This window comes from Hymenobacter sp. (genome assembly GCF_036388155.1).
Lineage (GTDB): Bacteria > Bacteroidota > Bacteroidia > Cytophagales > Hymenobacteraceae > Hymenobacter.
In genome coordinates this window covers 1-22,845 of record NZ_DASVSI010000040.1, presented here as the reverse complement: position 1 = coordinate 22,845, position 22,845 = coordinate 1, and the positions used below count along the sequence as shown (strand labels likewise).

The window sequence follows — 22,845 nt, the reverse complement described above, 5'->3', positions numbered from 1 at the left end:
CAAGAAATAATGGCAAGTCACCGGAAGTATCTATATCGACAAAATCTAGTTCTGATTGTGTCCTATTCAAGGAAAACGTTTCGCTGATTTTCATGCAGCAATATAACCCATTGCAATCTATACCCTTGAGCTAGTAGTGCTCATCAGCAAGCTACTATAGAAGCTTCAGTTTCATCAGCGGCGGGGGCAGCGGGCGGGGCGGGGGGGAGGTTGCTTTCCACCTGTGAAACTTAATCTTACAGAAAGCTGTAAGTTTGTAGCGAATCTGAACGGGTGCTAGTCGCCCTAGTAGGATTCACCCGGGGCCGCCGCAAGGTGGCCCCTTTTTATTTTACAGCTGCACGAGGTGTAGCGGGTGGGCACGGTTGGCGTAGGTATTGAGCACAGGGCGGAGGCGAGCGTAAAAATTATGACCCTGTTTGCTGCGCATGTAGGCATTGGGTTCATACAGTTGGCGGGCGGCGTAGGCTACTACATCTACCAATTGGTGAATGAACGAGTGGGCCGAATCTTTCAGAAACGGGTCTTCAATCACAGATTGCAGTGCTAGGTTGCGGTAGCCCGAGCCTTGGACTTGGTGAGCCGAGTTGTTGGGCACGGGATTATAGTGCCGCATTCGCCGCATAATGGCAGTGAGTTTGCCGCCGTCAGTGTTATCAGGCAGCACCAGCCCGCGTTGGTCGGCAAAAGCGCCAGGGTAGTTGCGGTTCCGCATGGTATTGTCGAAACGCTGTATCAGAGCCTGCCAAGCGCTTTCAAACACGTCGTAACCAGTTGGCTTCATCGTCTTGTTCACCACCACAGTGCAGAGACTGATGTCGCTGCGGTTGCCGAGAAAATCCAGACACTGCTTGAGGATATCGAGCCGGTCGTTACGCTTGATGCGAACCAATGCACCTGGGTTAGTAATAAATGGCGCGGCATGGATTTCCTCGCGCAGCTTCAACCCTTTCGTGGCCCGCAAGTGCCGCCGGAATGCGACGATATCATCTAGGAAGGCGCGCCACCTTGTTTCATGCACTACCAAACCAGAAAGGATGAAGTACTTGGTTGGACTGGCTACTAAGCCAGTGTCGCCGCTTTCGTCGGCGTAGAGTAAATACATGAAGGAGCAGCTTCTGATAGAGGAAGCAAGCTACACAGTAGCTCCTGTTTCTTTAGCGGCGGGGGCAGCGGGCGGGGGGTGGAGGCTACTCAAGCGCCATTGATAACGATTTTTCTACCCACGAACCAGTTTCATAGTAGCACACTTCGAACTGTTGCGCATCAACGGGTTTCACCCATTTCACCCGTTGGTGCGGGAGTTCGTGCACCGTGGACTTTTGGGTTATTAAATCAATCACCGCTATTTCATCGCGGTACACCAGGAAGAGCCTGCCATTGAAATACGCATTCCCAATGTAGCTGGCGGCACTGAGCGCTTTGTAGGGCAAACCGATGACGGAGAAATTATTGAAGGTGTCGAGGAGGAATCCTCCTCCTTCTTTGGGCACGAAAAAGAAGCGTCCGTCTGGCGAATCGGGCTCGTACGTGCTGTACAAATGAATGTGGTGCCAATTATCAGAGAAGTAACGCTCGGTTACTACTTCACCATTGATTTTTAAATCGACCTCGGACAGCATCCGTCCATTGTTGGGCTCAACAACCCCATATTCAATGAGCTCAATGTCGTGAAATTTCGATTTGGTAGAATCCATACGGATTTTGATGCAAGCACAGTGTACAGAATACGGGGAATGATGCAGTGCTAAGCTACTACTCATGAATGCAGTAGCAGCAGGTTGTGCTAGCAAGTCATAAGCCGGATTAAAAACCGTATGAATCTCCCTTGCCTGAGAAGAAATAACAGGTAGCAGAAACAGCTTCCAACTACTGTGCGCTACAGCCTTCTCATCTACCCTCAGGCCCAAGCTACGCTGCGCTAAACGCGCGCCGGCTCAGAAGAATATTTCACTCAGCGGCGGGGCGGGGGGTGATTGTGAGGCGGCCGTGGCTACCGTGATGCAGAAGCTGTAGTATCGTTCTAGCGGCGGGGGCAGCGGGCGGGGCGGGAAGTTGTGTCAAAGCTAGCTACTTTGGCTCCCCAACTCTCCCCTGCCCCGTGGGCCACTACACCGACGCACCCGAAGACAACCTGCTCGGCCTGACCGACCGCCGCTTGCTCGACGAAGCCGAGGCCGAAGGCGTCATCCGCGCCGAGAACTTTCTCTACGACCTGCCCGAAGAAACCGAATTCACGGTGGCGCTGCTGCTCGACCTGCACCGCGCCGCCTTCGGACGCGTGTACGAGTGGGCCGGACAGTACCGGCGCTCCAATCCCAACGTGGGCAACTTCCTGCCGCCGCCATTTCAGCAGGTACCCACACTGCTCTACCAATTTGCCGAAGAAGTGCAGCACCGGCAGCAGTTGGTGCGCACCGAAGCCGAGCTGGCGGCCTTGCTGGCGTATGCGCATCACCGGTTTGTGGCCATTCACCCGTTCACCAACGGCAACGGCCGCACGGCTCGCCTGCTCACCAATTTCCTGGCCTTTCGCCACGGCTACCAGGAACTGGCCTTGTACCAGCGCGCCGCTGGCGCCGACCGCGAGGCGTACTTAACCGCCATAAAAGCAGGAAACTCCGGCGACTACCGGGAGCTGGAGCAGCTGATTAGCGCGCAGCTTCGCCGGTTTGGCGAGTAGCGTTGGAGGTGCGCTCGGCTTCTACTTTTTCGTAGAGGGCTTCCAGCCGTTCCATGGGCACGGTCTGGTTTTCCAGCGCCATGGTGCCGTATACCGAGCGAAGCATCATGCGCTTCACGAACGAGGCGTCTTGCAACTGGGCGTAGCGTTGGCGGAAAGTCATGGCTGGGAAACGTGGGGAGGGCGGAAATGGTTGGCGCCTGCTAAAGTAGCTTAGAAGCACCTGTTTCTCTCAGCGGCGGGGGCAGCGGGCGGGGCGGGGGGCTACCCAATTCGAGCCGTAGGAAATGTCGGGCGCAAGGTGGTGGCCGTTGAAAACTCCGGATACAAGGCCTGAAACATGGCCTGTGCTTTTTCCAGCAAGTCCGGCTGCTTGGCTAGCGCGGCTTTGTTGAGGAGCAGATAGGCGTTGGTTTCGGGGCTGTGCTGGTGGTCCCACCGCTCGGGTGGAAAAAAGTCGCTGGCCAGTTGCGAGTAGATGCGAAACCGTTGGGCATTCGTGGGGTCTTTCTCAGCTTCGGCGGGTTTCGGGGTGCCTATGAAGCCACCAGACGCCAGCGGGTCACGTTTCAGCAGGTGCAGCATCACGGCCAGGCAAGTATTCAGAATGCGGATGGCTTCGGCCGGGCCGTCGTTGGTTTGGTAGGAGTACTTGGGCTCTGGGTCGCGTTCGAAGCGGTGTACTTTGAGGTAGAACTTCAGCACGTAAATGTGGTGCTGGTATTGCTCGGCCTGAATGATGTAATGCCGGCCTTTCCGGGTTTGAAACGGACAGATATACCGCTCAAGCAAAAAGCCGCCCGGGGAATAGGGCGGCTTTTCGGTGATAAAACGGAATGGGTAAGCATTACCCGGGAAATTACCAGGAATCAAAATAAGTAGGGATAAGCTTTACGACGCTTAGCCTCAAGGTCTTTGGGCTGTACCGGACGGAAAGCCCCCGCTTGATTTACACACTTGTTTGAAGGTGTAACCGGCTTGGCAGCATTAGACTTAGGAATTGTCGTGTTCATGAAAGCAAAGTTACAAGGTCCTAGCCAAAGTAGTAACAGACAGCATTAATACTACGCAGGGGAGTCAAAGGTTCATGGTACTGTTATGTTGCTCAGAGCAGGGCAAGCTACACAGAAGCTTCCGTTTCTCTTAGCGGCGGGGGCAGCGGGCGGGGTGGTGGGTGGGCTACTTTGCGTTAGCCACTTGGCTTGCGGCCCGCTGTTCAGCAACCCAGTCTTGCATGACCGTATTGGGCATATCGACAAAATGCCGCGTGTTGTGCGTCACCAGCGTTAGATTATGAAACAAGGCCGTGCTGCCGATGAGCAAGTCGAAACTATCCACCACGCGGCCGAGGCGACGCAAGTGGGTTTTGACTTCCGCGAAAGTTTCCGGGGCTGGCCCAATTGGTAAGACCTGTTCAGCGAAGCTTTTGCGGAGTGCCGCAACGTCCAGCCGCTGTTTGGCCTGCCAGGCCGGGGCGCTATTTGCGACCCCAAATAGCAGCTCGGCAATGGTGATTTCAGATAGAAAGCAATTCACCAACCCAACGGATTGAATTCGCTCTCGAATGCCAAACTCGCCTTTTAGGTAGAACACACAGATGTTGATATCGAGTAGGTAGCGTGGGCTCATAACTCGATGTCACGTTGCTCGGTATGGCGGGCATCTTGCAGCAGACGATTCAACTCTTCTCCCGTTTCCTCGGATTTCCACGCGCCAAATAGCGAATAGAATATCCGTTCCCGCTCCGCCAATTCGTCGGACTTGACTTCCATAATCGGCGGCGCTGGTTGAGCCTCCGTGTTGCGGCTTTGTAGTTCGGCGGCTCCGCACGGCAGGCTACGCAGCCACTCTAAGATGGCGGCGGCCTTTTCCGTTGGGAATTTAAGTTTTACTTCGAGTTCCATAGGTAGCTAAGTTACACAGAAGCGTCCGTTCCTTCGGCGGCGGAGGCGGCGGGCAGGGGGGCTTACTTATCGTCGTAGTGGAATCGGCACTGCACGATGTAAAGCGTGTCGCCGCTCACCTTATACACCAACCGATGCTCCTGCGTGATGCGCAGGGACCAGAACCCTTTGCGGTCAGCTTTGAGTGACTCGGGCTTGCCCCGACCGGTGAAGGGCGTGCGCAGGCACTCCTTTAATAATTCGTTGATTTTGGTCAGAACGGCCTCGTCAGCTTGCTGCCAGTAGAGGTAATCTTCCCAGGCGTAAGAAGACCACGACAGATTGAGGTGGTCTAGTTGAGCTGGACAGAATTGGGTGGTATCTTTCTTTTGTCATGAAAGACACCCCGAAACCCGACCAACGCCGCAAGTACGACGCGGCCTTCCGCGCCGAAGCCTTGCGCCTGGCCGAGCAAAGCCGCTCGGCCCAGGCCGCCGCCCGGGCGCTCAACATCGACCCCAAACGCCTTTACCAGTGGCAGAAAGCGGCCCAAACGCCGGTGGCCGCCGCATTGGGGCCTGCTTTGGACCCGGGTACGGCGGCCGAACTGCGCCAGCTGCGGGCCCTGGCCCGGCGGCAGGCGCAGGAGCTGGAGCTGGAGATTTTAAAAAAAGCCATTGCCATCTTCTCCAACACGCCGGACCAATGAGCCACTACCGCTTCATCGCCGCCGAGCGCGGCCATTACCCCGTGCAGCGGCTGTGCCAGGTGCTGGGCGTAACGGCCAGCGGCTACTACGCCTGGCAGGCTGCCCAGCAGCGGGCGGTGGGGCGCCCGAAGACGCCGGCCTGGGAAACGGCGCTGGTCCAGGTCTTTGGCGTGCACCAGCGTCGCTACGGCACCCGTCGGCTGCAGGCGGCCCTGCGTGAAAAAGGCCACCGGGTGGGCCGCCAGCGCCTGCGCACGGCCATGCGCCGCCGGGGCCTGCACGCCTTGCAGCCCAAGGCTTATACCCCGCGCACGACCGATTCCACCCACGGGCTGCGCTGCGCGCCCAACCGGCTGCTCGACCAACCCAAGCCCACCCGGGCCAACCGGGTCTGGGTTTCGGACATCACGTATCTGCCGCTGGCCAACGGCTCCTGGGCCTACCTGTGCGCCTTTCAGGACCTGGCCAGCAAGCACGTGGTGGGCTGGCACGTGGCCGCGACCATGCCCGAGGAGCTCGTCACCACGGCCTTGCAGCGCGCCTTTTGGTCCCAACCGCCCACGCCCGGCCTGCTCGTCCACTCCGACCGCGGCGGGCAGTACTGCGGCAAGGCCTACCGCACGCTGCTCCACGACCACCAGGCCCTGCGCTCGCAGAGCCGCCGCGGCGACTGCTACGACAACGCCCAGGCCGAGAGCCTCTGGTCCCGCCTCAAAACCGAGGTGCTCGAGCTACGCGAGTGGCCCGTCTTTGCCGACTTGGCCGACGCCCAGGGTAGCGTCGCCGACTATTTTGATTACTATAATCACGACCGGCTGCACTCCAGTATCGACTATCAGACGCCCTATCGTACTCATCAACAACTTCTTTAAACTACTGCCCTAAACTGTCCAGCCTAATCGGACCACCTCATACTTGCCCCCGCCACCCGTCAGAATTCCGCAATTAATATATGAGTTCGCCGACGACTTGCGCTTCCGCATGCGCCAGGTCGCGCCCGGCAATGCCGATGCCGTAGCCGAGCTATTGGCATTTGCGCACCACAAGCTGGTCTCCATTCACCCGTTCACAAACGGCAATGGCCGCACCGCCCGCTTGCTCACCAATGCCCTTGCGTATAATTATGGCTACGACGAGGTAATCCTGTATCAACGGGAAACCGGCGACAGTCGAAAAAAATATCTCCAAGCTATTCAGCTTGGAGATACCTACGATTTAAGCGGATTGAAACTGCTTATCCTAAACCAGCTCACGCCGCTCGCCCTGTCCTGACGAAGTCTTGCGGCATTGCTGGTCGTATAGTTTCCCGAGTCGTTCCTGCGAAACCTGCTGGTTTTCCAGCGCCATCGACGCATAAACCGAACGTACTACGCTAGCTTTCAGCGCCACCGGGTCGCGAAATTTGCTATATCGTTCGTGAAGTTTCATAAGCTAGGAGAATTAGACTGGAGTCATTTCTGAACTTGTCGGCTAACGAATATACGGCAATGCCGGTTCAGGGAGGGTGTCTCCAAGCAACGAGCTACATACGCAGAAGCTCCCGTTTCTGCAGCGGCGCGGGCAGCGGGCGGGGCGGTGAGTTATTTATCGCCGTAGTGGAAACGGCAGGCGGCAATGAACAGGGTTTCGCCCTACACCTGGCACACCAAGCGGTGTTCGTGATTAATGCGGCGCGACCAAAAGCCGCGCAGCTCATTTTTCAACGCCTCCGGCTTTCCGTGCCTTTGTGGGGCGTGCGGGTGCATTCTTTGATGAGGTCGTTGATTTTGTGCAGAATGTCGCGGTCGGTTTCCTGCCAGTACAGGTAATGCGCCCATGCTTTTTGGGAGAAGCTGGCCAGCATTAGTCCAGCTCTTTCATCTGCACGGTCTGCCCCTGCCGAATTTGCTCAATAGATTCCAGCAATTCGCGAGCATTAGCCGGGTTGCTCAACAGATACTCGGTTTCGTCCTGCGGCTTGGATTTCGTGCGGGCCGGCGTGGCTTTCACAAACGGCAGGCTTTGCAGCAACTCCATCATGAATGCCGCCTTGTTGTCGGGGATTTCCAGCGTGATTTTCATACCATCCAAAACTACAAAGTTTCTGCTTAGTTCCTGATGCCTGCTTGCAGCTACCGCAGAAGCTCCTGTTGCATTCAGCAGCGGGCGGCGCGGGGGGGCAACGTTGTAGCCACTGTGGTGTCTTTTAACCTGACGTGAGCAGTGGTTCGCCGGCAGTCGTGCGGGGGTGGTTCTACTTTCGCTGAATCCATAGCCTTTGGGCACACCATCCTCACTCACTTTACATGCAGCGCTTCCTTTCACTCTTGCTTTTGTCCCTGGCCGCGCTCGCCGAAACTGCAGCCGCTCAAACCCAAAGAGCCAGGGACTGGGGCATTCCATTTGAAGGAACTCCGGGGCAAAACAATGCGATTACGGACGTAAAAGGCGTGGAAGTAGGCTACACCACCCTGATATCGGGCGAGGGAAAAAACAAGATTGGCAAGGGCCCAGTGAGAACCGGTATAACGGCTATTTTCCCAACCGGTAAAACGTGGCGGCCAATTTTTGCCAACTGGTACACGCTAAATGGCAATGGGGAAATGACGGGCACCACCTGGGTCACCGGCTCGGGGATGCTGGAAACGCCCATTATGATAACAAATACCAACAGCGTGGGCGTAGTGCGGGACGCTACGTTGAAATGGTTTGTAAAAAATAACTGGTACAAAAAGGATGTCGGATTTTACAAGGACTACTGGTACACCTATCCGGTAGTGGCGGAAACCTACGACGGGGTTCTGAATGACATATATGGCTTTCACGTAAAAGAAGAGCACGTTTTTGCTGCGCTGGACAATGCCAAGGGCGGCCCAATTGCGGAGGGCAACGTAGGCGGCGGAACGGGCATGTTTTGCCTAGGATTCAAAGGCGGCACCGGTACCTCTTCGCGCCAAGTTAAAATCAACGACAAAACATACGCTGTAGGTGTTTTGGTGCAATCCAACTTCGGCAGCCGGGCCAATTTTACCATCGCCGGGGTTCCCGTGGGAAAAGAGCTGATGGACACCTTACGAGTAAAAATGGTGGCCCCGCCCGAATCCATTCAGCCCAGTGGCCAAGGTTCCATCATTGTCATTGTCGCCACTGACGCGCCCCTTTTGCCGCATCAACTAAAAAGAATTGCCGAGCGGGTGAGCATCGGGGTTGGCATGGTGGGCGGGCGCGGCGAAAATTCCTCCGGCGATATCTTCTTTGCCTTTTCCACTGCCGACACGGGGTTCAGCCGAAATGCGGTCTCGAAAGTGGAAATGCTAGCCAACGACCTCATGGACCCACTTTTCAATGCCACGGTTAACGCTACGCAGGAAGCCATTATCAACGCAATGGTTTCGGCCAAAACCTTGGTCGGGGTCAACGGCAATACCGCTTATGCTCTTCCTAAGGAACGAGTGATAAAGGCGCTGAAGAAATACAATCGATACAAAAGCCCATCGGGGAATTAATTCCCTAAGCTGACGCAAGCCAGTAGCTCGTGCCTGCCATGAGGTGGCGGTGCACCCCGCAGGAATTACGCTGTGCTAAACTCGCGCCAGCACAGCCACAGGAACTTAAGTTTCTCTCAGTAGCGGGCGGGGCGTGGGGAAGTTATTGTCTGCTACTGTGGCTGGCCGAAGTTGGGGGAGCCGTCCTCGTGCCAGGTGAAGGGCTTGGCCCGAATTTGCCGGGCCCACCCGGCCTGACTGCTGCGGGCGGCGTGATAGATGATGTAGTCCTGGCCGTCAATCTCGACAAAGGATGCGTGGCCCGGCCCGAAAATGGTGGCGGTTTTCTGGAACACGGGTGTGGGCTCCTTGCGCCAGGCCGTGGGGTCGAGCGGGTCGCCGCCCAGGTAGGTGAGCTGGCCGAGGCAGTAGTCGTCGGTCCAGCTGCCGCTGGCGGAGTAGATGATGAACACGCGGCCGTTGCGCACCAGCGCCTGCGGCCCCTCGTTGACGTGCGGGTAGCCGTGCTTTTCCCAGTCAAGCTCGGGCCGCGAAATGCACACCCGGTCGGAGGCAATGGTCCAGGGGTTGCGCATCCGGGCGATGTAGATGTTCTGGCTGGCGTTGGCGAACCCCTCCCACCCCGACCAGATGAAATACAGCTTGCCACCCTCCATGCGCAGCACCGAGCCGTCGATGGCCCACCGGTCGGTCGGAATCTGGAGCTGGCCCAGAAATTCGTACTCGCCCTGCGGGTGGCCGGAAATGCCTTCGAGCACAAACAGCCGCTCCGCGCCGTTCTGGGCATTGTAGAGCGCGAAGTAGATGTACCACTTCCCGTCAATCAGCTGCAGCTCGGGCGACCATATTTCCACGAATTCGGGAGTCGTGCCCTGTTTACCCGGCCACACCTGCACCAGCTCGGCACTGGCCATTTCTGAAAGGCTAGAAAACCTCGCAACCAGGATTTTTTGCTTCAGCCGGTCCACGGTGCAGTAGTACAGCTGGCCTTCGTGGGCCACAACCCAGGGGTCTTCGCCATCGGACACCAGCACGTAGGTTTGGTCGCCGCTGGGCGGCTGGGCCCGGGCTTTAGCGGTCAGCTCGTTGATAGCGGCCACCGTCATCGGCGAAAGCTGCGCCTCCTGGTAAATGTGGTCGTCGGGAATGTGCATGTTGATTTATTACCAGTGCCGATATCGCATACCAACAGCGCGTCGCGCACGAAAAAGAGCGTCATGCTCATCTGGCGTCCGCGCAGCCGAAGCATCTCTACTGCGCCACTAATCAGATTTAGTATGGCGGGCGAGATGCTTCGCTGCGCTCAGCATGACGGGCTGGAGGATTGACATTGCTTGCTTCACGCCTCGCCCATCATCAGGCCTTCGATGGTGTGGCCCTGCACAATGGGCTCCAGCTCGTCCACCAGGCGGCAGGTGAGGTGCTGCTTTAGGTATTCGGGCAAGGTGTTGTAGAAAGCGCGGGTGACTTGCAGGTCGTGGCGCTCGGCGTTGTTGGCGGTGGGGGCGTCCACGCCCAGCACCAGCGCGGGGCGAGACTTGTTGGAATGGTTGGCCGTGCCGCGGTGGATGGTCAGGGCCGAGCGGGCGGAGATGTCGCCCATCTGGGGCATTTTCCGCTGGGCGCGCTGCTCGTAGCGCGGGCTGTTGGCCTTGGGTGGAAACATGCCGTGCTCGAAGTTGATGGGCAGGTCCCACTGAGTGCCGGGCGCAATCTCGAAGGGGCCCATGTCTTCGGTCACGTCCACGGTGGTCAGGTTGAAGGCTAGGGAATTGAGGCGCCGGCCGGTGATGGTGTCGTCGGGCGCGGGGAAGTCGCGGTGCCAGGGCTGGTTCATGGCGCCGGGGTTGGGCACGTCGAAGCCAATTTCCACGATTTTATAGTCCGGGCCCAGCATGGCTTCGCACACGGCGGTCACCCAGGGGTGCGTGGCGAGGTCCACGAAGCCGCGGATGTCTTCGGGGTGAATTTCGACGTAGTGCCGCTTGGGGCCGCGGCCCAGGGCCCCGCCCGGGCGCTCCAAGGCCTCGGCGTAGAGGCGGGTCAGGTCTTCGTGGAGCTGTTGGGCCCATTCGCGCGGGAAGGCGCCTTTCAGGCCAATAATGCCCTCACCGTAGAGCCCGCCCATGATTTGGGCAATGTCGTAGGTGGGCCGGGTAATCGTGTTTGCTTCCTGGGTTTCCATCGTGCGCGTGGTTAGAATGCTTTGCAAAAGCCTCATACCGTCTCCGCAATTGGTGCTGTAAATCGGGACGGCATCTGCCTGCTAACGCAAACCAAGGGCATTTGGTGGCAATCAAGGGCTTGAATTGGACGGTGCTGTATGGTTTCAGCACAACCACTATTGCCTCTTCCCTCTTAGCTTTTAATGCACTGCAAGGCCGCTCTGGCACGAGAAAGCCGCCTTACGGGGCAGATGCCGTCTGGCACCTACCTGGTTCAGAAGGCATCGTCGGGGGCCCTGTGATACCTGTCCAAAGCTTGGTCGAGCGGCTGGCCCTTTTTGTGGATGCAATCGCAGAATTCGTAGCCGGCGGCGGTTCGGTGGCTGCGGCGGCCTTTAAACTGCGACCGACAATCGGCCAAGGTGTTGTTGGGCATCACATCGAATACGTTGGTCACGACCACTACAACCAGCACCACCGTTGCCCCAGCCCCAGCAAAGAAGGCCGTGGGAAATTTATTAGTAACGCCGTGGGGCGCGGGCAGTGCGGCGGAAGGGGCTTGGTTAAACGGCAGGATAAACTTCAACCGGTCGTAGTACCAGCACAGCAGAAACACGTTCGCAACTACCATCAACGGCGAAGTAATCAGCGAGCCTTCGAATCGTACTGCTAAGGATAAAATGCAGATGTTTAAGATGATGGGAAAGTATAGCAGGGCTCCCAATACAGCCGTGCGCGGTATCAGCAGCAGAATGGCCGCCGTCATCTGGGCAATGCCGATGTAGGTGTAGTAGTAGCCGGTGTGTGATAGGGCCTCCAGGTAGTGGCCCATGGGCTGGTTGTCGGATAAGGAGGTAAACCGCTCCCCCATGATTTTTACAAACCCCGAGGGGAGGAACCCGGCCGCCAGCGCCACGCGGGTGAATACTGCGAAATACCGCATCCAGCGGTTGTGCCTGGCTTGGGAATGAAGCCGGTCGAGGGTGGCAGCAAGGCCCATGAGCTTGCAGAAGCAAAAAAGGTGAGAAAAGCCTTGGCCAAGGGCCGCTGTAGGGCCAGCTACGACCAGCTAAGCCGCAGGCGGGCAGGCGTCATGCCAGTCGCTGAATCAGCGGTGTAACAGTAGATGCAGGTGTGCCCCAAAACCTACGCCAGCTGCCGGTTGGCATCCGAATTGGTCATGCTGGCGGCGCGCTGGAACAGCCACCCCGCAAAAGCCCACAGCGCGGCAAAAGCACCATTCGCAGCCAGTTCATTTATGCGCGGCACCGAGGGCTCCGCGCCGACACCGGTGGGCGTCCAGACGAAGAGGGCCACCACGGTCACCAGCACGTAGGCAATCGCGGCCCCAAACATGGCGCGGGACATGCCCAACGGCCGGAAGCGCGCCACGATAGCCCCCATGAGGGCCACGGCCAGCACCCCGGCGTAGAGCAGGTTGGCGGGATTGTCTTCGCTGCCCACCAGCCCCACGGCCGCGTTGGCCCATACCAGAAGCAGCCCGGCCAGCACGGCCACGCCCACCGCCACCCGGTACACGGTGTTGTTCCACTTCCGCGCTATCAGCACGTAGGTGAGACCCGTACCGAACAGCAACACGCCGGCGAATACGAAATCGAACACGTCCCAGCCCATACCAGGCAGGAAGAACTTTGCCGCCAGCGGAATGAGCAGTAGCAGCGCCGTGGCCAACGCAATGCGAGTAATGCTTTGGGTGAGTGTCATGATAGTTGGGCTTGAAGTTGACATGTTAGAAAAAGGTGCAGAAAAAAGGTGATGCTGACGAAAATCCGGGCTTCTGGTGCCAGCAGCGACCACCGCGAGGGTGGCACACCCGGCCCCAGCATATTGCCTTCCGAGCCTGCTACTGCCTTTAGCAACAGGCAATAGCGCAGGAGGAACAGCAACTACACAAAGGAAATTAAAGAACTTTGTATTTCAAAGTACGAGAGCAAATATTTATTGTTGCCCTGTTTGAGTTGACGTAAGCGCTTCCAATGAACGGAACAAAAACCTGCGCTCTGCGCTACAGTTCCCACTCCCCTGCCAACAGGCGCGACAGCAACGGGAGCAGCATGCGGTAGCTGGCGCCCCACAGGTAATGCTGCCCCACCCGCCAGAAGGAAATGAGCTCAGGCGTGGGGTGGTCGGGAAATTCCCACAGTTCCTGGCCGGCATTGGCGGGGTCGGCGAGGTGGCGCAGGGGCACCTCCAGCACCTCGGCTATTTCGGGCTGCGAAAAGCGCCACGTGGGCGGCGGCACGATGCGAGCCAGGAATGGGGCAATGTGGAAGCCGGAAGTACGCGTCTGGACGGGCGGCAGGGCGGCCAATACCTCGATGGCCGCGGCAGGCAGGCCAATTTCTTCCTCGGTTTCGCGCAGGGCCGTGGCCAGCAGCGAGGCATCGGCGGGGTCGCGCTTGCCGCCGGGAAAGGCCAGCTGCCCGCCGTGCACGCCGTGGTTGCCGCGCCGCACCAGCACCAGCGTAATCTCGCCCGCCGCGTTGCGGAACACGGGAATCAGAACCGCCGATTCGCGCAGGGTGGCCGGAGGGTTCATCGGGCGGGAGCGGGTTTAGGGTTTTGCTACGGCTGCCTGCTCCAACTCCTGCAAGGCCTGGTCGATTTCGGGACGCAGCTGGCCCAGCTGGGCGCGGGCCAGGTCCAGCAGGGTATGCCGCCTGGCCAGCTTCTCGGCCACCAGGTAGCCGATGTAGTAGCCCGAGCGGGCGGGCGTTTCGGCCTGCTCGTCCATGCCGCCGAGGAAGTAGCGGGCGTAGTCGTCCTTCTTTTCCGAGTCGAGCACGGCCCGCATGGCCCGCACGTAGCGCGGCAGCTCGGCGCGGGTGCGCTCGGGGGTGTTGCGCGGCAGGCCAAACAGGTTGACGCCCGCGGCCGTGGGGTTGAGGACGTGGGCCGCGTAGGTGGCCAAGCCTTCGCGCCACAGCGCCGCGGCAAGCGTGCCGCCCTCGCCGGAAAACTGGCTGTGGTAGATGTGGAACAGCTCGTGGTGAAAGAAGGGCTCGGGGTTGGCCTCCTCGCCGTACACGTAGGCCATCATGTCGAGCCCAAAAAGCAGCGCCAGCTGGCCCTTCACGGTGCGCGTGCCGCCGTCGAAGGCGCCCAGCGAGTACAGGAAGTAGATGCGGCCGGAGTAGTCCAGGCCGGGAAAGGTCTTGCGGAAGTTGGCCTCGTAGCGCGGCAGGTCGCTGCCGATTTGCCGGCCCAGGCGTAGCACCACCTCCATTTTGGGCGCAATGCGGGCCTGAACGGCGGGGTAGCGCTTGGGCAGGGTGGCGGTAAATTCCACATCGGGCGGGCCGCCCAGCACGTCGCGGTTGTACACTTCGGGGTAGCGGTCGGCGAGCAACTGCCCAAACAGCGTGGCTTGCGTGGGCATGTCCTTGCTCTTGGCCTGGGCCCAAAACTCCTCGAAGGCGGGCATCAGGTTCACCACCTGGTAGGCCGGGGTGGCCGGCGCGCTGCTGCTTGCCGGCAGGCTGCCGGCTTTCGGGGCAGAGGGCGCGGTGGAACTGCATGCCGCCAGCAGCCCCAAGGCGGTACTCAGGCCAGCACAGGCGGCGGTGCGAAGGGACGAGGGCATGCAGAGAAAGGGCGAGGTGAAAAGCAAATATATCGGGCGGCGCGAGGGCCCAAGCTTGAACTCCAACTGGTTGAACGCCGCCTGGTCCTCAACTCGAAAGAACCGGCCACGGCTTCCGGCCGCTGGCCTGGCTCCCAACCACTCTCAAGCTACGCCAGCGGTGCCTAAACCCAGCCACCCGGCCTTCCGGCCTGAGCTGGCCCGTCCCATGGTCGCGCTTTGTATGCCGCCAGACGCTTACCGGCTCTTCCGAAATAGTTGCTGGGCCTCCTTCTCAGCTGTCGGCTCAAGTGGAAAACTGCTTTCCCACTTGAGCCACAGCTTTTCTCACAACCTCGCACCGGAAACCGCCACTCCCCTTCCATCAAGCGCTCGGTGCGGTGTTCAACGCCTCATGGCCTTCTGAGCAACCACTGCCGCAAACGCAGCGAGGGGCCGGCACCAGCGTTAAGCTGGCACCGGCCCCTCGTGGTTATGGCTTTACGTGTTAGGGGAATTGCTGGCAAGAACCAGCCTGCGCCGACTGACGCACTAGTCCGCTTTCTTCTCGATTTCGTTGGCCATGGTGCTGTGCGAGCGTAGCATGGGCAGGGTTTTGGTGGCAAACTGCTGCACCGTGGGCGTTTCGGCGGCTTTGCTCTTCACTTCAAACATGGCAACGTCCATCTTGTGGGCCGTCTCCATCAGGTCCATGTAAGCTTCATCGAAGTCCTTGCCGGACTTGTTCTGCAGCCGGTCGGCCATGGCTTGGTGCACCGGCATCATGGTTTGCGGCATTTTCACGCCCAGCGGCGTAGCAACGGCCTTGAGCTCCTGCGTGCTAGTGGTGTGGTGGCTCACCATCATTTGCGCAAATTTCCGTACCTCTGGCTTGCTGGCTTTCTGCGCAGCCATTTGGCCAGCATTGATTTCCAGCATGTTGCTGCTGGCCGCGTTCATGAGAAAAACGGGGTCCTGCATGGTCGCAAACGTGGCCATGAAGGCGGTTTGGTCGGCTGCCGCAGCGGCGCCGCCCGAACCCGTGCCCGCGGCGCTGCTTGTGCCGCTAGCTGCAGTAGACGACCCTACGTCCGTTCCCGTGGCGTCCGCCCCAGGGGCACCGGCGTTGGACGAGGTGCCGGGGTTCATATCGGTGCCCATGCTGGTGCCGGCAGTGCTGCTGCCCGCGGCGGCTTCGGTGGTGGCACCCGTGTTGGTGCTGCTACATGCCGCGCCTATCATCATGGCGCCGGCCACCAAAAAATAAGGAATAGCTTTCATCGTTTTTAAGTATGGTTAGACAACATGATTGAGGCGCTTGTATACGATGCACTTCCATTTTGGTGCACCAATTCCAGGAAGTTTAGCGCGCAAAATTTCAGCACAACAATCTATTGTTGAGTCAATTAAACTACATCAGTCATTCACAATCAGCCACTAGCACACAGTAAGCGGCGTGGTGCTTAAAGCGCATAAAAGCGCGCGGCCACCGGACCAAATGGCCACTTGCAGGCGCTCATCCACGCTACTTTTTCGTGGCCAGCACCTCGCGCACCGGAGTCCAGCGGATGCCCGGGTACCGGGCATTGTCCAGCGGGTCGAGCTTGGGCAGGCCGGTGAACATGTTGTGCATGTACTGCATGCCCTGCCAGGGCGGAAACACCTCGTCGCTGGTCGGCATCAGGGCTTTGGTTACCTTGATGAGGGCCCCGAGCACCCACACGCCGCCAACGCGCAATAGCTTGAAGGGCTGGCCGGTGGCTTCGGTGGCGGCTCGTTGCAGCCCGCGCACGGTAGCCACCTCGCCGGCCACGCGCAGGTAGCGCGGCGTGCTGGGGTCGAGGGCCGCGGCGGCCGTGAACTCGGCGGTGTTGGCCACGGTGGTGAAATCCAGCGGCTGGTCGGGGCTGCCGTAGTACATCACCCGCTTCAGCCCGAACAGCACCACCGGCGCCTGGCCGGTGAGCAAGTCCATGAACATGCCGTTGAGCACCGACGTGGCCTGAATGGGCGCTTGGTCGAGCCGACGGTTGAACTCGCGGCGCAGGTCGAGGTTGCGGTTGCTGCCGTCCGGCAGCTTGGTGTAGTCGATGGAAAAGTCCGAGGGAATGAAGCGGGGCACGCCGGCCGCCACGGCCGCGTCGAGCAGGCGCTTTTGCGTGTCCACAATCACCTCGCGCAACCCCGACAAGGCCGATACCACGCAAGCAGCTCCCGCGCAGGCGTTAGTCAAGGCCGTTACGCTCTTGAAATCGACTTCCAGGATTTCGACGCCCATGTCCCCCAGTGCAGTTACCTCCGGTTTGGCATTGCCGGGGCGCACCAACGCCCGAACCACAGCGCCCCGCTGCCGCAGACCCTGCGCAATGCGGAAGCCCAGGTCGCCGGTGGCGCCGGCCAGCACGACGGTGGCAGCCGCTTCGGGGCGGCGTTGGGAAGGGGTGGTGTCTTCTACCAAAACAGAGGCATTGAAGTGAGGTAATGAACGCAGTTCAGCGGTCGAGACGCCGTAGCCGACCGAAAGCGGACCGCAGCAGCTCCTCCGTTGTGATACCGCTTTACGCCCCGGAAAGTTGGGCGAGCTCATTTACCGACGACGTGCTTCTTTACCTAAAGCGAAATTGGGAGTTGCGCGACCGTACTACTCGGTGGCCGCCGGCATTTGCCGGTTGGCCGGCAGCAGCCCAATGCTTTTGCCCAGCAGCCAGTCGAGCAGACGGGCAGGAATTAGGCGCGGCACTATCCAGCTGCGCACCATGTCGGGCGCAATGGAGTAGCGCAGGCGCGGCCGGGGCGTTTCGAGAATGCCAACCAGCCGCTCGGCCACGTATTCGGGCGTGAGGCCTTTGGCGCGGGTGCGATTCACGAAGCCCACGAAGCGCTGGGCCGGGCCGTGGTAGGGCGTGTGGCGGTAGGGCTCTAGGTCGATGCCCTTGTCCCAAATGGGCGTTTTGGTGACGCCCAGCCCGATGAGCACCATGGGCACGCCAAACAGTTGCAGCTCGCGGCGCCACGTGGCCGTAAGGCCTTCGAGCGCAAACTTGGTGCCCACGTAAGCCCCCATAAACGGCGAGGCCACCTGCCCGCTCACCGACCCAATGTTGATGACTCGCCCCGGCTGGCCCTGAAAATTGGGCTGAGCGCCAAGCAGCGGCAGAAACGCCTGCGTGACTTGCACCAGCCCCAGCACATTCACCTCAAAGTGCTGCCGCACCACTTCCATGGGCTGGTATTGCAGCGGCCCGCCCAGGGCAATGCCAGCGTTGTTAATCAAGCCGCGCAGGGGCTGCCCGGCCAGCTGGCGCTCCACCTCGCCCGCGGCCTGCAGCACCGCTTTGCCATCCGTCACGTCAAATACCAGGGCAGTAAACTCCTCACTCAATTCCGCGTGCAGGCGGGCGGCATCGGCGGGGGTGCGCACGCTGCCGAACACACGGTAGCCGCGGCTGAGAAAGGCACGAGCCATTGCCAGCCCTAAGCCACTCGACACGCCCGTAATCACCACGGCTGGTTGGCTTGTTTGCATGGGGCGTAAGGTAGGCTGCTTCTGGAATTTTAGCAGCACTAAACCAGATAATTCTTACCTTGAATGCCTCGCTCCTTCCTTCCCTTCCTTATGATGGCACTCTTACTTCGCACCAGCTCGCTTCTACTGCTGTTTCTGTGCCTGGGAATGCGGCCAGCGGGGGCCACGCACCTGGTGGGCGGCGAGTTAACCTACCGGTTTGTCGACGCCAAGGGCCCGGCTACCGCGCCCTTTCGCTACGAAATCCGGGCGCTGGTGTATTTCAACAAAGAGCAAGGCTCCACCGCGCCCGACGGCAGCCCCAACATTCCGATAATCATCTACTCAAAAGCGGCCGGGGGCGCCCGCTTGCTGACGCTGAATGTGCTGAGGAGCAGTTTTTCGGAAATCACCCCCACCAATCAGCCAGGGTGCTCGCAAACCGTGCCGCGCGTCACGCTGGCCATTTACCAGACTACGGTTAACCTGCCGGCTGTGCCGGAGGGTTACAAGGCCGTCTTCACCACGCGCGCCCGCAACGAAGGCATCACCAACCTGAGCAGTTCCCTGTCGGAAAGCATGACGCTGACCGTGGACATGACGCCGGGCACGCTGCCCAACTCGTCGCCCGCCTTCTCCGACCGGGCCCTGGTGTTTGTGTGCCTGGGCGACACCAGCTTCGTCCTCAACAATGCCTACGATTCCGACGGCGACCGGCTTAGCTACCGGCTGGCCACGCCCTACGGCGCCGACGTCAATTTTCCGGTGAACTACCGAACCGGCTACAGCGCCGCCGCGCCATTTGGCAGTGGCGGCTTCGCGGCCGTAGACGCCCGTACCGGCCTGGCCCGCTACCTGAGCCGCACGCAGGGCACGTTTTTGCTGGCCGTGGACGTGCAGGAATTCCGCACCGTGAACGGGCAGGAAACGTTGCTGGGCACGCTCCGGCGCGACATTCAGATTGTGGTGCGGGCCTGCCCCGGCGGCCCCAACAACGCCCCGGTCTTCGCCGCGGCCAGCCTGGCCCAACCCGACACCCAGGTGGAGGAAGGCCAGACGCTGGCCTTCGACATCACGGCCACCGACGCCGACGCGCACGTGCTGCGCATGACGGTGAGCAGCGTGTTGCTCGACGGGGCCGGCCCCGTGGAGGCCACCGTGAACGGGCAGCCAGGCGCGGGCCTCAACGCCACCGGTGTGGGCAGCGTGAGCGTGGCGAACGTGGGGACCGCCACGGGCACCTTCCGGCTGCGGGCCAACTGCGGCCTGGCCCGGGCCACGCCCTACGACGTGGTGGTGACCGTGGCCGACGACGTGTGCGGCAGCAAGACCATAGCGGCCGTGTTTCGCGTGACGGTGACGCGGCGGCCATTTGCCGCACGTGTGCAGGGTGATTCGTCGGTGTGTCCGCGCAGCGCGAGTACGTACCGCGTGGTCGGCCCAGCGTTTGGGACTTACCTGTGGACGGTGCGCGGCGGCCGCTTGCTGGGGCCGGCCACGGGTACCACCGCCCAGGTGCAATGGGGCAGCGGGGGGCCAGGCCGGGTCACGGTGCGCGGCATCTCGCCCTCGGGTTGCCCCACCGACTCGGTGTCGCGCAGCGTGGCGGTGCGCCCCGCCCCGCCCATCGCGGGCCCGGCCACGTACTGCCGCAAGGCCAGCACCGGCCTGAGCTACACCATTGCCGGCACGCCCGCCGCCTACCAGTGGACCTTGAGCGGCGGCACCATTGTGAGCGGGCAAGGCAGCAGCACCGTGCTAGTGGACATCTTCCCGGGTTCTACGGCGGTGCTGCAAGCCACCAACGCGGCGCTGGCTCCGTGCACGAGCCTCTTTAGCATTTCGCAGGACAGCACCTGCCTGTATTTCTACAACGTGATGACGCCCAACCGCGACGGCAAAAACGACGTGTTCACTATTGAAAACATAGAGCGCTACCCCAACACGGCGCTGACCATTTTCAACCGCTGGGGGCGCCAGGTGTACCGCTCGGCCGACTACCGCAACACCTTCAGCGGAGAGAACACCGGCCCGGGCGTGTATTATTACCTCTGCCAGCTGGCCGACGGCTCCACCTACAAAGGCTGGTTCGAACTGCTGCGCTGACGGCCCACGACTTGACGAACCGTGCCCCTCACCAAGCCGTGCTTGGCACCATACCGTCCCAAGCACAGCTTGCAGGCATACGTACCTTGCCACGCACTCCAACTTTGGAGTAGCCACCACCCGCTCCTGCCCTGCTTATGCTCGACTTGGTCATCGACGCTCGCCCCGCGGCCATCATGCCGGGATTTGATGTGAAACGCATTCTTCCTTTCCGGCTGCGGCGCATGCTGGGGCCGTTTATTTTCATGGACCACGCCGGGCCGGTGAGCACCGTGCCCGCGCCGCTGGCCAGCCTCGACGTGCTGCCCCACCCGCACATTGGGCTGAGCACCGTGAGCTACCTATTTGGCGGGCAAGTGACGCACCGCGACAGCCTGGGCGTGGAGCAAATCATCCGGCCCGGCGAGGTGAATTGGATGACGGCCGGCTCCGGCATTGCCCACTCCGAACGGTTTGAGGACCCGGCCGCGCTGGCGGGCGGCGCCCTGGAGATGATACAAACCTGGGTGGCCTTGCCCGAAAAAGACGAAGAAGCCGCCCCCGCCTTCGCCAACTACCAGCCCCAGGAGCTGCCCGTCTTCACCGACAGCGGCGTGTGGATGCGCCTGATTGCCGGCGACGCCTTTGGGCTGAAAAACGACGTGAAAACGCATTCGCCGCTGTTTTACCTGCACGTGGTGCTGCAGGCGGGCGCCCGCTTCGGCTTGCCCCGTGGCTACCCCGAGCGCGGCGCCTACGTGGCCAAAGGCCGGGTGGAAATAAACGGCCGGGCCTACACGCCCGGCCAGCTGCTGGTGTTCACGCCCGGCCTCGACCCGGTGCTGGTGGCCCTGGAACCGAGCACGCTGATGTTCCTGGGCGGCGAGCCGCTGGGCGAGCGGTTCATCTGGTGGAACTTCGTGTCGTCGCGCCGCGAGCGCATCGAGCAGGCCAAGGCCGACTGGCAAGCCGGCCGCATTGCGCTGCCGCCCAACGACAACGCCGAATTTGTGCCCCTGCCGCAAGACAATTCGCGGCCCGCGGGCTCGTCGCCCTCCCCGCAGGCGCTGTCCTGAGCTACTTGGCGCCGTGGGCCAGGGGCGTGTACACCAGCACGTAGGCGGGCGGCAGGTTGAGCAGCACGTGCTCGCGGCCCAGCAGGTAGAAAAAACGCTCGAACAGCTTGATGTTTTGCAGCGAATACTGAAACAGGATGAGCTTGCCATCGGGCAGCAGCACGTCGCGGGTGTGGGCCAGAATGCGCCAGCCCAAGCGCAGCGACAACGACGAGAAGGGCAAGCCGCACACCACGTACTCGGCCCGCGGCGCCTGTATTTGCTGCAGGTACTCCCCCGTTTTGTCGGCCGAGCCGAGGACGACGTGAACGTTCGGCTGGCCGGCGTACCGCTCGCGCAGCATCTGGCAGAACTGCTCGTTCACTTCCACCAGCAACACCACGGTTTCGGCCCGCCGCCGTTGCATGATGATGTCGGTGAACACCCCCGTGCCCGGGCCGTACTCCACGATGCAGCGGGCGGTGGCGAAGTCGATGGGCGCCATCACCTTGTCGGTGAGCTCGCGGGAGCTGGGCACGAGCGAGCCCACCGTGGCGGGATTGCGAAGAAACTCGGCAACGAAAGGGGAAAGCATGGCAGCGGAACAGGAACAGAAGAAGCGCGACAGCGCCAACTTGTGGCACTTTTACGGCAGCTTTGTGCGCAGGTATGCGTCCTTGGGCGCTGATGCACAGGCAAACCAGGCGCTGTGCGGCGTAACAGCCGGTGCGTAAGGAGCCTTTCGACTGACTTTTTTGTTTTTCCGCCATGGAATATTTCGTTGCGAAGCACTCCGTGGTGCGGACCATTTGGGGCAAGGCCGACACGGTGCTGTTCATTTTTGCCGGGGCCGCGGCCGAATTCGCCCTCAACAAGGCCGTCGACTGGCTCTACTTCACCGGCAAGCTGCCCGCCGACCCGCTGGCCCGCCTGTTCTCGACGGTGGAGTACGCCCGCAAAATCGTGTTCGCGGAGCGCGCCAACGCCGAGCGCGCCATCGACACCATTGCCGCCATTCACGGGGCCGTGGAAGCCAAGCGTGGCATGGCCATTCCGGCCTGGGCCTACCGCGACGTGCTCTACCTGCTCATCGACTACTCCATCCGGGCCTTCGAAGTACTGGAGCGCCGCCTGACGGCCGCCGAGAAGCAGGAAGTGTTCGACGTGTTTGCCCGCGTGGGGCGGCGCATGGGCATTCAGGAAATCCCCGACAGCTACGCCGCTTGGCTGCCCGTGCGCCAAGAGCACCTGGCCGCCGACCTGGAATTCAGCCGCTTCACCGCCGACTTGTACGTGCAGTACCGCAAGCACCTGGGCCCGTTCCGGTTCTGGCTGCTGCGCCACGGCCAGCGGCTGGTGGTGCCGCCCATCGTGCGCGACTTGCTGAACCTGGGCACCACGTCGTGGGTACGGCCCATTCTGCCGGTGTACCGCCACACGCAGCGGCTAGCGCTGGGCCGCTGGATGAAAGACTCCATTTTGCCCGCTGAGTACAGAGCCCAAATTCAGGCGCTGGACGCAGAGCCCACCGGCGCGTTGGCGTACTAAATGGTTTGACGAAACAGCCCTTCCGCCGTCATGCCGAGCGCAGCCGAGGCATCTCGCCTGCTTCGTTGCAACGATTGATTTAGTGGCGGCGGGCGAGATGCCTCGGCTGCGCTCGGCATGACGGCCTAAAAAACCATTACCCAA

Annotated in this window: 26 protein-coding genes and 2 pseudogenes; 8 read left to right on the top strand and 20 right to left on the bottom strand. The window is 60.8% G+C overall.

The window, feature by feature from the left end; genetic code table 11:
- Positions 1 to 331: 331 nt before the first annotated feature.
- Entirely contained in the window at positions 332 to 1,105 is a 774-nt protein-coding gene (locus VF629_RS06070; RefSeq protein ID WP_331057563.1) for a DUF3800 domain-containing protein, read from the bottom strand.
- 85 nt (positions 1,106 to 1,190) lie between these two features.
- Positions 1,191 to 1,697, bottom strand: a complete 507-nt coding sequence (locus VF629_RS06065; RefSeq protein WP_331057562.1) for a hypothetical protein — start codon at positions 1,695 to 1,697, stop codon at positions 1,191 to 1,193.
- A gap of 404 nt (positions 1,698 to 2,101) precedes the next feature.
- Here VF629_RS06065 and VF629_RS06060 point away from each other — a divergent pair, with 404 nt between their 5' ends.
- Positions 2,102 to 2,683, top strand: coding sequence for a Fic/DOC family protein (locus VF629_RS06060; protein WP_331057561.1), 582 nt, complete (start codon positions 2,102 to 2,104; stop codon positions 2,681 to 2,683).
- Here the strand turns inward: VF629_RS06060 and VF629_RS06055 are convergent.
- From VF629_RS06055 to VF629_RS06035, 5 genes are all read right to left on the bottom strand, one after another.
- Positions 2,652 to 2,846, bottom strand: coding sequence for a hypothetical protein (locus VF629_RS06055; RefSeq protein ID WP_331057560.1), 195 nt, complete (start codon positions 2,844 to 2,846; stop codon positions 2,652 to 2,654). The genes VF629_RS06060 and VF629_RS06055 overlap by 32 nt on opposite strands.
- A 101-nt stretch (positions 2,847 to 2,947) precedes the next feature.
- Complete coding sequence (locus VF629_RS06050; RefSeq protein ID WP_331057559.1) at positions 2,948 to 3,556, bottom strand: hypothetical protein; 609 nt, start codon at positions 3,554 to 3,556, stop codon at positions 2,948 to 2,950.
- Positions 3,557 to 3,862: 306 nt separating this feature from the next.
- Positions 3,863 to 4,312: a type II toxin-antitoxin system VapC family toxin gene (locus VF629_RS06045; protein ID WP_331057558.1), complete on the bottom strand. Its 450-nt coding sequence runs from the start codon at positions 4,310 to 4,312 to the stop codon at positions 3,863 to 3,865.
- Complete coding sequence (locus tag VF629_RS06040; protein ID WP_331057557.1) at positions 4,309 to 4,587, bottom strand: hypothetical protein; 279 nt, start codon at positions 4,585 to 4,587, stop codon at positions 4,309 to 4,311. The genes VF629_RS06045 and VF629_RS06040 overlap by 4 nt, the downstream gene beginning before the upstream one ends.
- Before the next feature lie 62 nt (positions 4,588 to 4,649).
- Positions 4,650 to 4,907: a Txe/YoeB family addiction module toxin gene (locus tag VF629_RS06035; RefSeq protein WP_331057564.1), complete on the bottom strand. Its 258-nt coding sequence runs from the start codon at positions 4,905 to 4,907 to the stop codon at positions 4,650 to 4,652.
- 53 nt (positions 4,908 to 4,960) lie between these two features.
- Here VF629_RS06035 and VF629_RS06030 point away from each other — a divergent pair, with 53 nt between their 5' ends.
- The 3 genes and pseudogenes from VF629_RS06030 to VF629_RS06020 form a co-directional block, all read left to right on the top strand.
- Entirely contained in the window at positions 4,961 to 5,275 is a 315-nt protein-coding gene (locus VF629_RS06030) for a transposase (protein WP_331057556.1), read from the top strand.
- Positions 5,272 to 6,147: an IS3 family transposase gene (locus VF629_RS06025; protein WP_331057555.1), complete on the top strand. Its 876-nt coding sequence runs from the start codon at positions 5,272 to 5,274 to the stop codon at positions 6,145 to 6,147. The genes VF629_RS06030 and VF629_RS06025 overlap by 4 nt, the downstream gene beginning before the upstream one ends.
- A gap of 40 nt (positions 6,148 to 6,187) precedes the next feature.
- Positions 6,188 to 6,547 (top strand): annotated as a pseudogene (locus VF629_RS06020) (Fic family protein); the annotation flags it as partial.
- Here VF629_RS06020 and VF629_RS06015 read toward each other — a convergent pair.
- The 3 genes and pseudogenes from VF629_RS06015 to VF629_RS06005 form a co-directional block, all read right to left on the bottom strand.
- A complete protein-coding gene (locus VF629_RS06015; protein ID WP_331057554.1) occupies positions 6,515 to 6,703 on the bottom strand; it encodes a hypothetical protein in 189 nt (62 codons plus the stop codon). The pseudogene VF629_RS06020 and the gene VF629_RS06015 overlap by 33 nt on opposite strands.
- Before the next feature lie 203 nt (positions 6,704 to 6,906).
- Positions 6,907 to 7,118: pseudogene (locus tag VF629_RS06010) on the bottom strand (Txe/YoeB family addiction module toxin).
- The gene (locus VF629_RS06005; RefSeq protein ID WP_331057553.1) at positions 7,118 to 7,336 is read right to left on the bottom strand and encodes a hypothetical protein; all 219 of its coding nucleotides are present in this window, start codon (positions 7,334 to 7,336) and stop codon (positions 7,118 to 7,120) included. Before VF629_RS06005 ends, VF629_RS06010 begins: the two are co-directional and overlap by 1 nt.
- Positions 7,337 to 7,560: 224 nt before the next feature.
- Between VF629_RS06005 and VF629_RS06000 the strand changes: the two genes are divergently transcribed.
- Entirely contained in the window at positions 7,561 to 8,760 is a 1,200-nt protein-coding gene (locus VF629_RS06000; protein WP_331057552.1) for a P1 family peptidase, read from the top strand.
- 152 nt (positions 8,761 to 8,912) lie between these two features.
- On the opposite strand, the gene VF629_RS05995 is transcribed toward VF629_RS06000, so the two are convergent.
- The 9 genes from VF629_RS05995 to VF629_RS05955 form a co-directional block, all read right to left on the bottom strand.
- Entirely contained in the window at positions 8,913 to 9,914 is a 1,002-nt protein-coding gene (locus tag VF629_RS05995) for a family 43 glycosylhydrolase (protein WP_331057551.1), read from the bottom strand.
- 185 nt (positions 9,915 to 10,099) lie between these two features.
- The gene (locus VF629_RS05990; RefSeq protein ID WP_331057550.1) at positions 10,100 to 10,981 is read right to left on the bottom strand and encodes a phytanoyl-CoA dioxygenase family protein; all 882 of its coding nucleotides are present in this window, start codon (positions 10,979 to 10,981) and stop codon (positions 10,100 to 10,102) included.
- Positions 10,982 to 11,199: 218 nt separating this feature from the next.
- Positions 11,200 to 11,925, bottom strand: a complete 726-nt coding sequence (locus tag VF629_RS05985; protein ID WP_331057549.1) for a DoxX family protein — start codon at positions 11,923 to 11,925, stop codon at positions 11,200 to 11,202.
- Positions 11,926 to 12,071: 146 nt separating this feature from the next.
- Positions 12,072 to 12,650 (bottom strand): hypothetical protein, encoded by a 579-nt coding sequence (locus tag VF629_RS05980; RefSeq protein ID WP_331057548.1) that lies wholly within the window; start codon positions 12,648 to 12,650, stop codon positions 12,072 to 12,074.
- A gap of 301 nt (positions 12,651 to 12,951) precedes the next feature.
- Positions 12,952 to 13,485 carry a CoA pyrophosphatase gene (locus tag VF629_RS05975; RefSeq protein WP_331057547.1) on the bottom strand — a complete coding sequence of 178 codons (534 nt, stop codon included), beginning with the start codon at positions 13,483 to 13,485 and terminating at the stop codon, positions 12,952 to 12,954.
- A gap of 15 nt (positions 13,486 to 13,500) precedes the next feature.
- The gene (locus tag VF629_RS05970) at positions 13,501 to 14,529 is read right to left on the bottom strand and encodes a DUF2268 domain-containing putative Zn-dependent protease (RefSeq protein WP_331057546.1); all 1,029 of its coding nucleotides are present in this window, start codon (positions 14,527 to 14,529) and stop codon (positions 13,501 to 13,503) included.
- 531 nt (positions 14,530 to 15,060) lie between these two features.
- Entirely contained in the window at positions 15,061 to 15,789 is a 729-nt protein-coding gene (locus VF629_RS05965) for a DUF4142 domain-containing protein (RefSeq protein WP_331057545.1), read from the bottom strand.
- Between the two features lie 244 nt (positions 15,790 to 16,033).
- Complete coding sequence (locus VF629_RS05960; protein ID WP_331057544.1) at positions 16,034 to 16,966, bottom strand: NmrA family NAD(P)-binding protein; 933 nt, start codon at positions 16,964 to 16,966, stop codon at positions 16,034 to 16,036.
- A gap of 183 nt (positions 16,967 to 17,149) precedes the next feature.
- Positions 17,150 to 18,034, bottom strand: coding sequence for an SDR family NAD(P)-dependent oxidoreductase (locus VF629_RS05955; RefSeq protein WP_331057543.1), 885 nt, complete (start codon positions 18,032 to 18,034; stop codon positions 17,150 to 17,152).
- Between the two features lie 90 nt (positions 18,035 to 18,124).
- Here VF629_RS05955 and VF629_RS05950 point away from each other — a divergent pair, with 90 nt between their 5' ends.
- Positions 18,125 to 20,119 carry a gliding motility-associated C-terminal domain-containing protein gene (locus tag VF629_RS05950; RefSeq protein WP_331057542.1) on the top strand — a complete coding sequence of 665 codons (1,995 nt, stop codon included), beginning with the start codon at positions 18,125 to 18,127 and terminating at the stop codon, positions 20,117 to 20,119.
- Between the two features lie 137 nt (positions 20,120 to 20,256).
- Positions 20,257 to 21,174: a pirin family protein gene (locus VF629_RS05945; protein WP_331057541.1), complete on the top strand. Its 918-nt coding sequence runs from the start codon at positions 20,257 to 20,259 to the stop codon at positions 21,172 to 21,174.
- A gap of 1 nt (position 21,175) precedes the next feature.
- On the opposite strand, the gene VF629_RS05940 is transcribed toward VF629_RS05945, so the two are convergent.
- The gene (locus VF629_RS05940) at positions 21,176 to 21,748 is read right to left on the bottom strand and encodes a class I SAM-dependent methyltransferase (protein ID WP_331057540.1); all 573 of its coding nucleotides are present in this window, start codon (positions 21,746 to 21,748) and stop codon (positions 21,176 to 21,178) included.
- A 173-nt stretch (positions 21,749 to 21,921) separates the two neighbouring features.
- Here VF629_RS05940 and VF629_RS05935 point away from each other — a divergent pair, with 173 nt between their 5' ends.
- Complete coding sequence (locus VF629_RS05935; protein WP_331057539.1) at positions 21,922 to 22,701, top strand: oxygenase MpaB family protein; 780 nt, start codon at positions 21,922 to 21,924, stop codon at positions 22,699 to 22,701.
- The last annotated feature ends 144 nt before the right edge of the window (positions 22,702 to 22,845 follow it).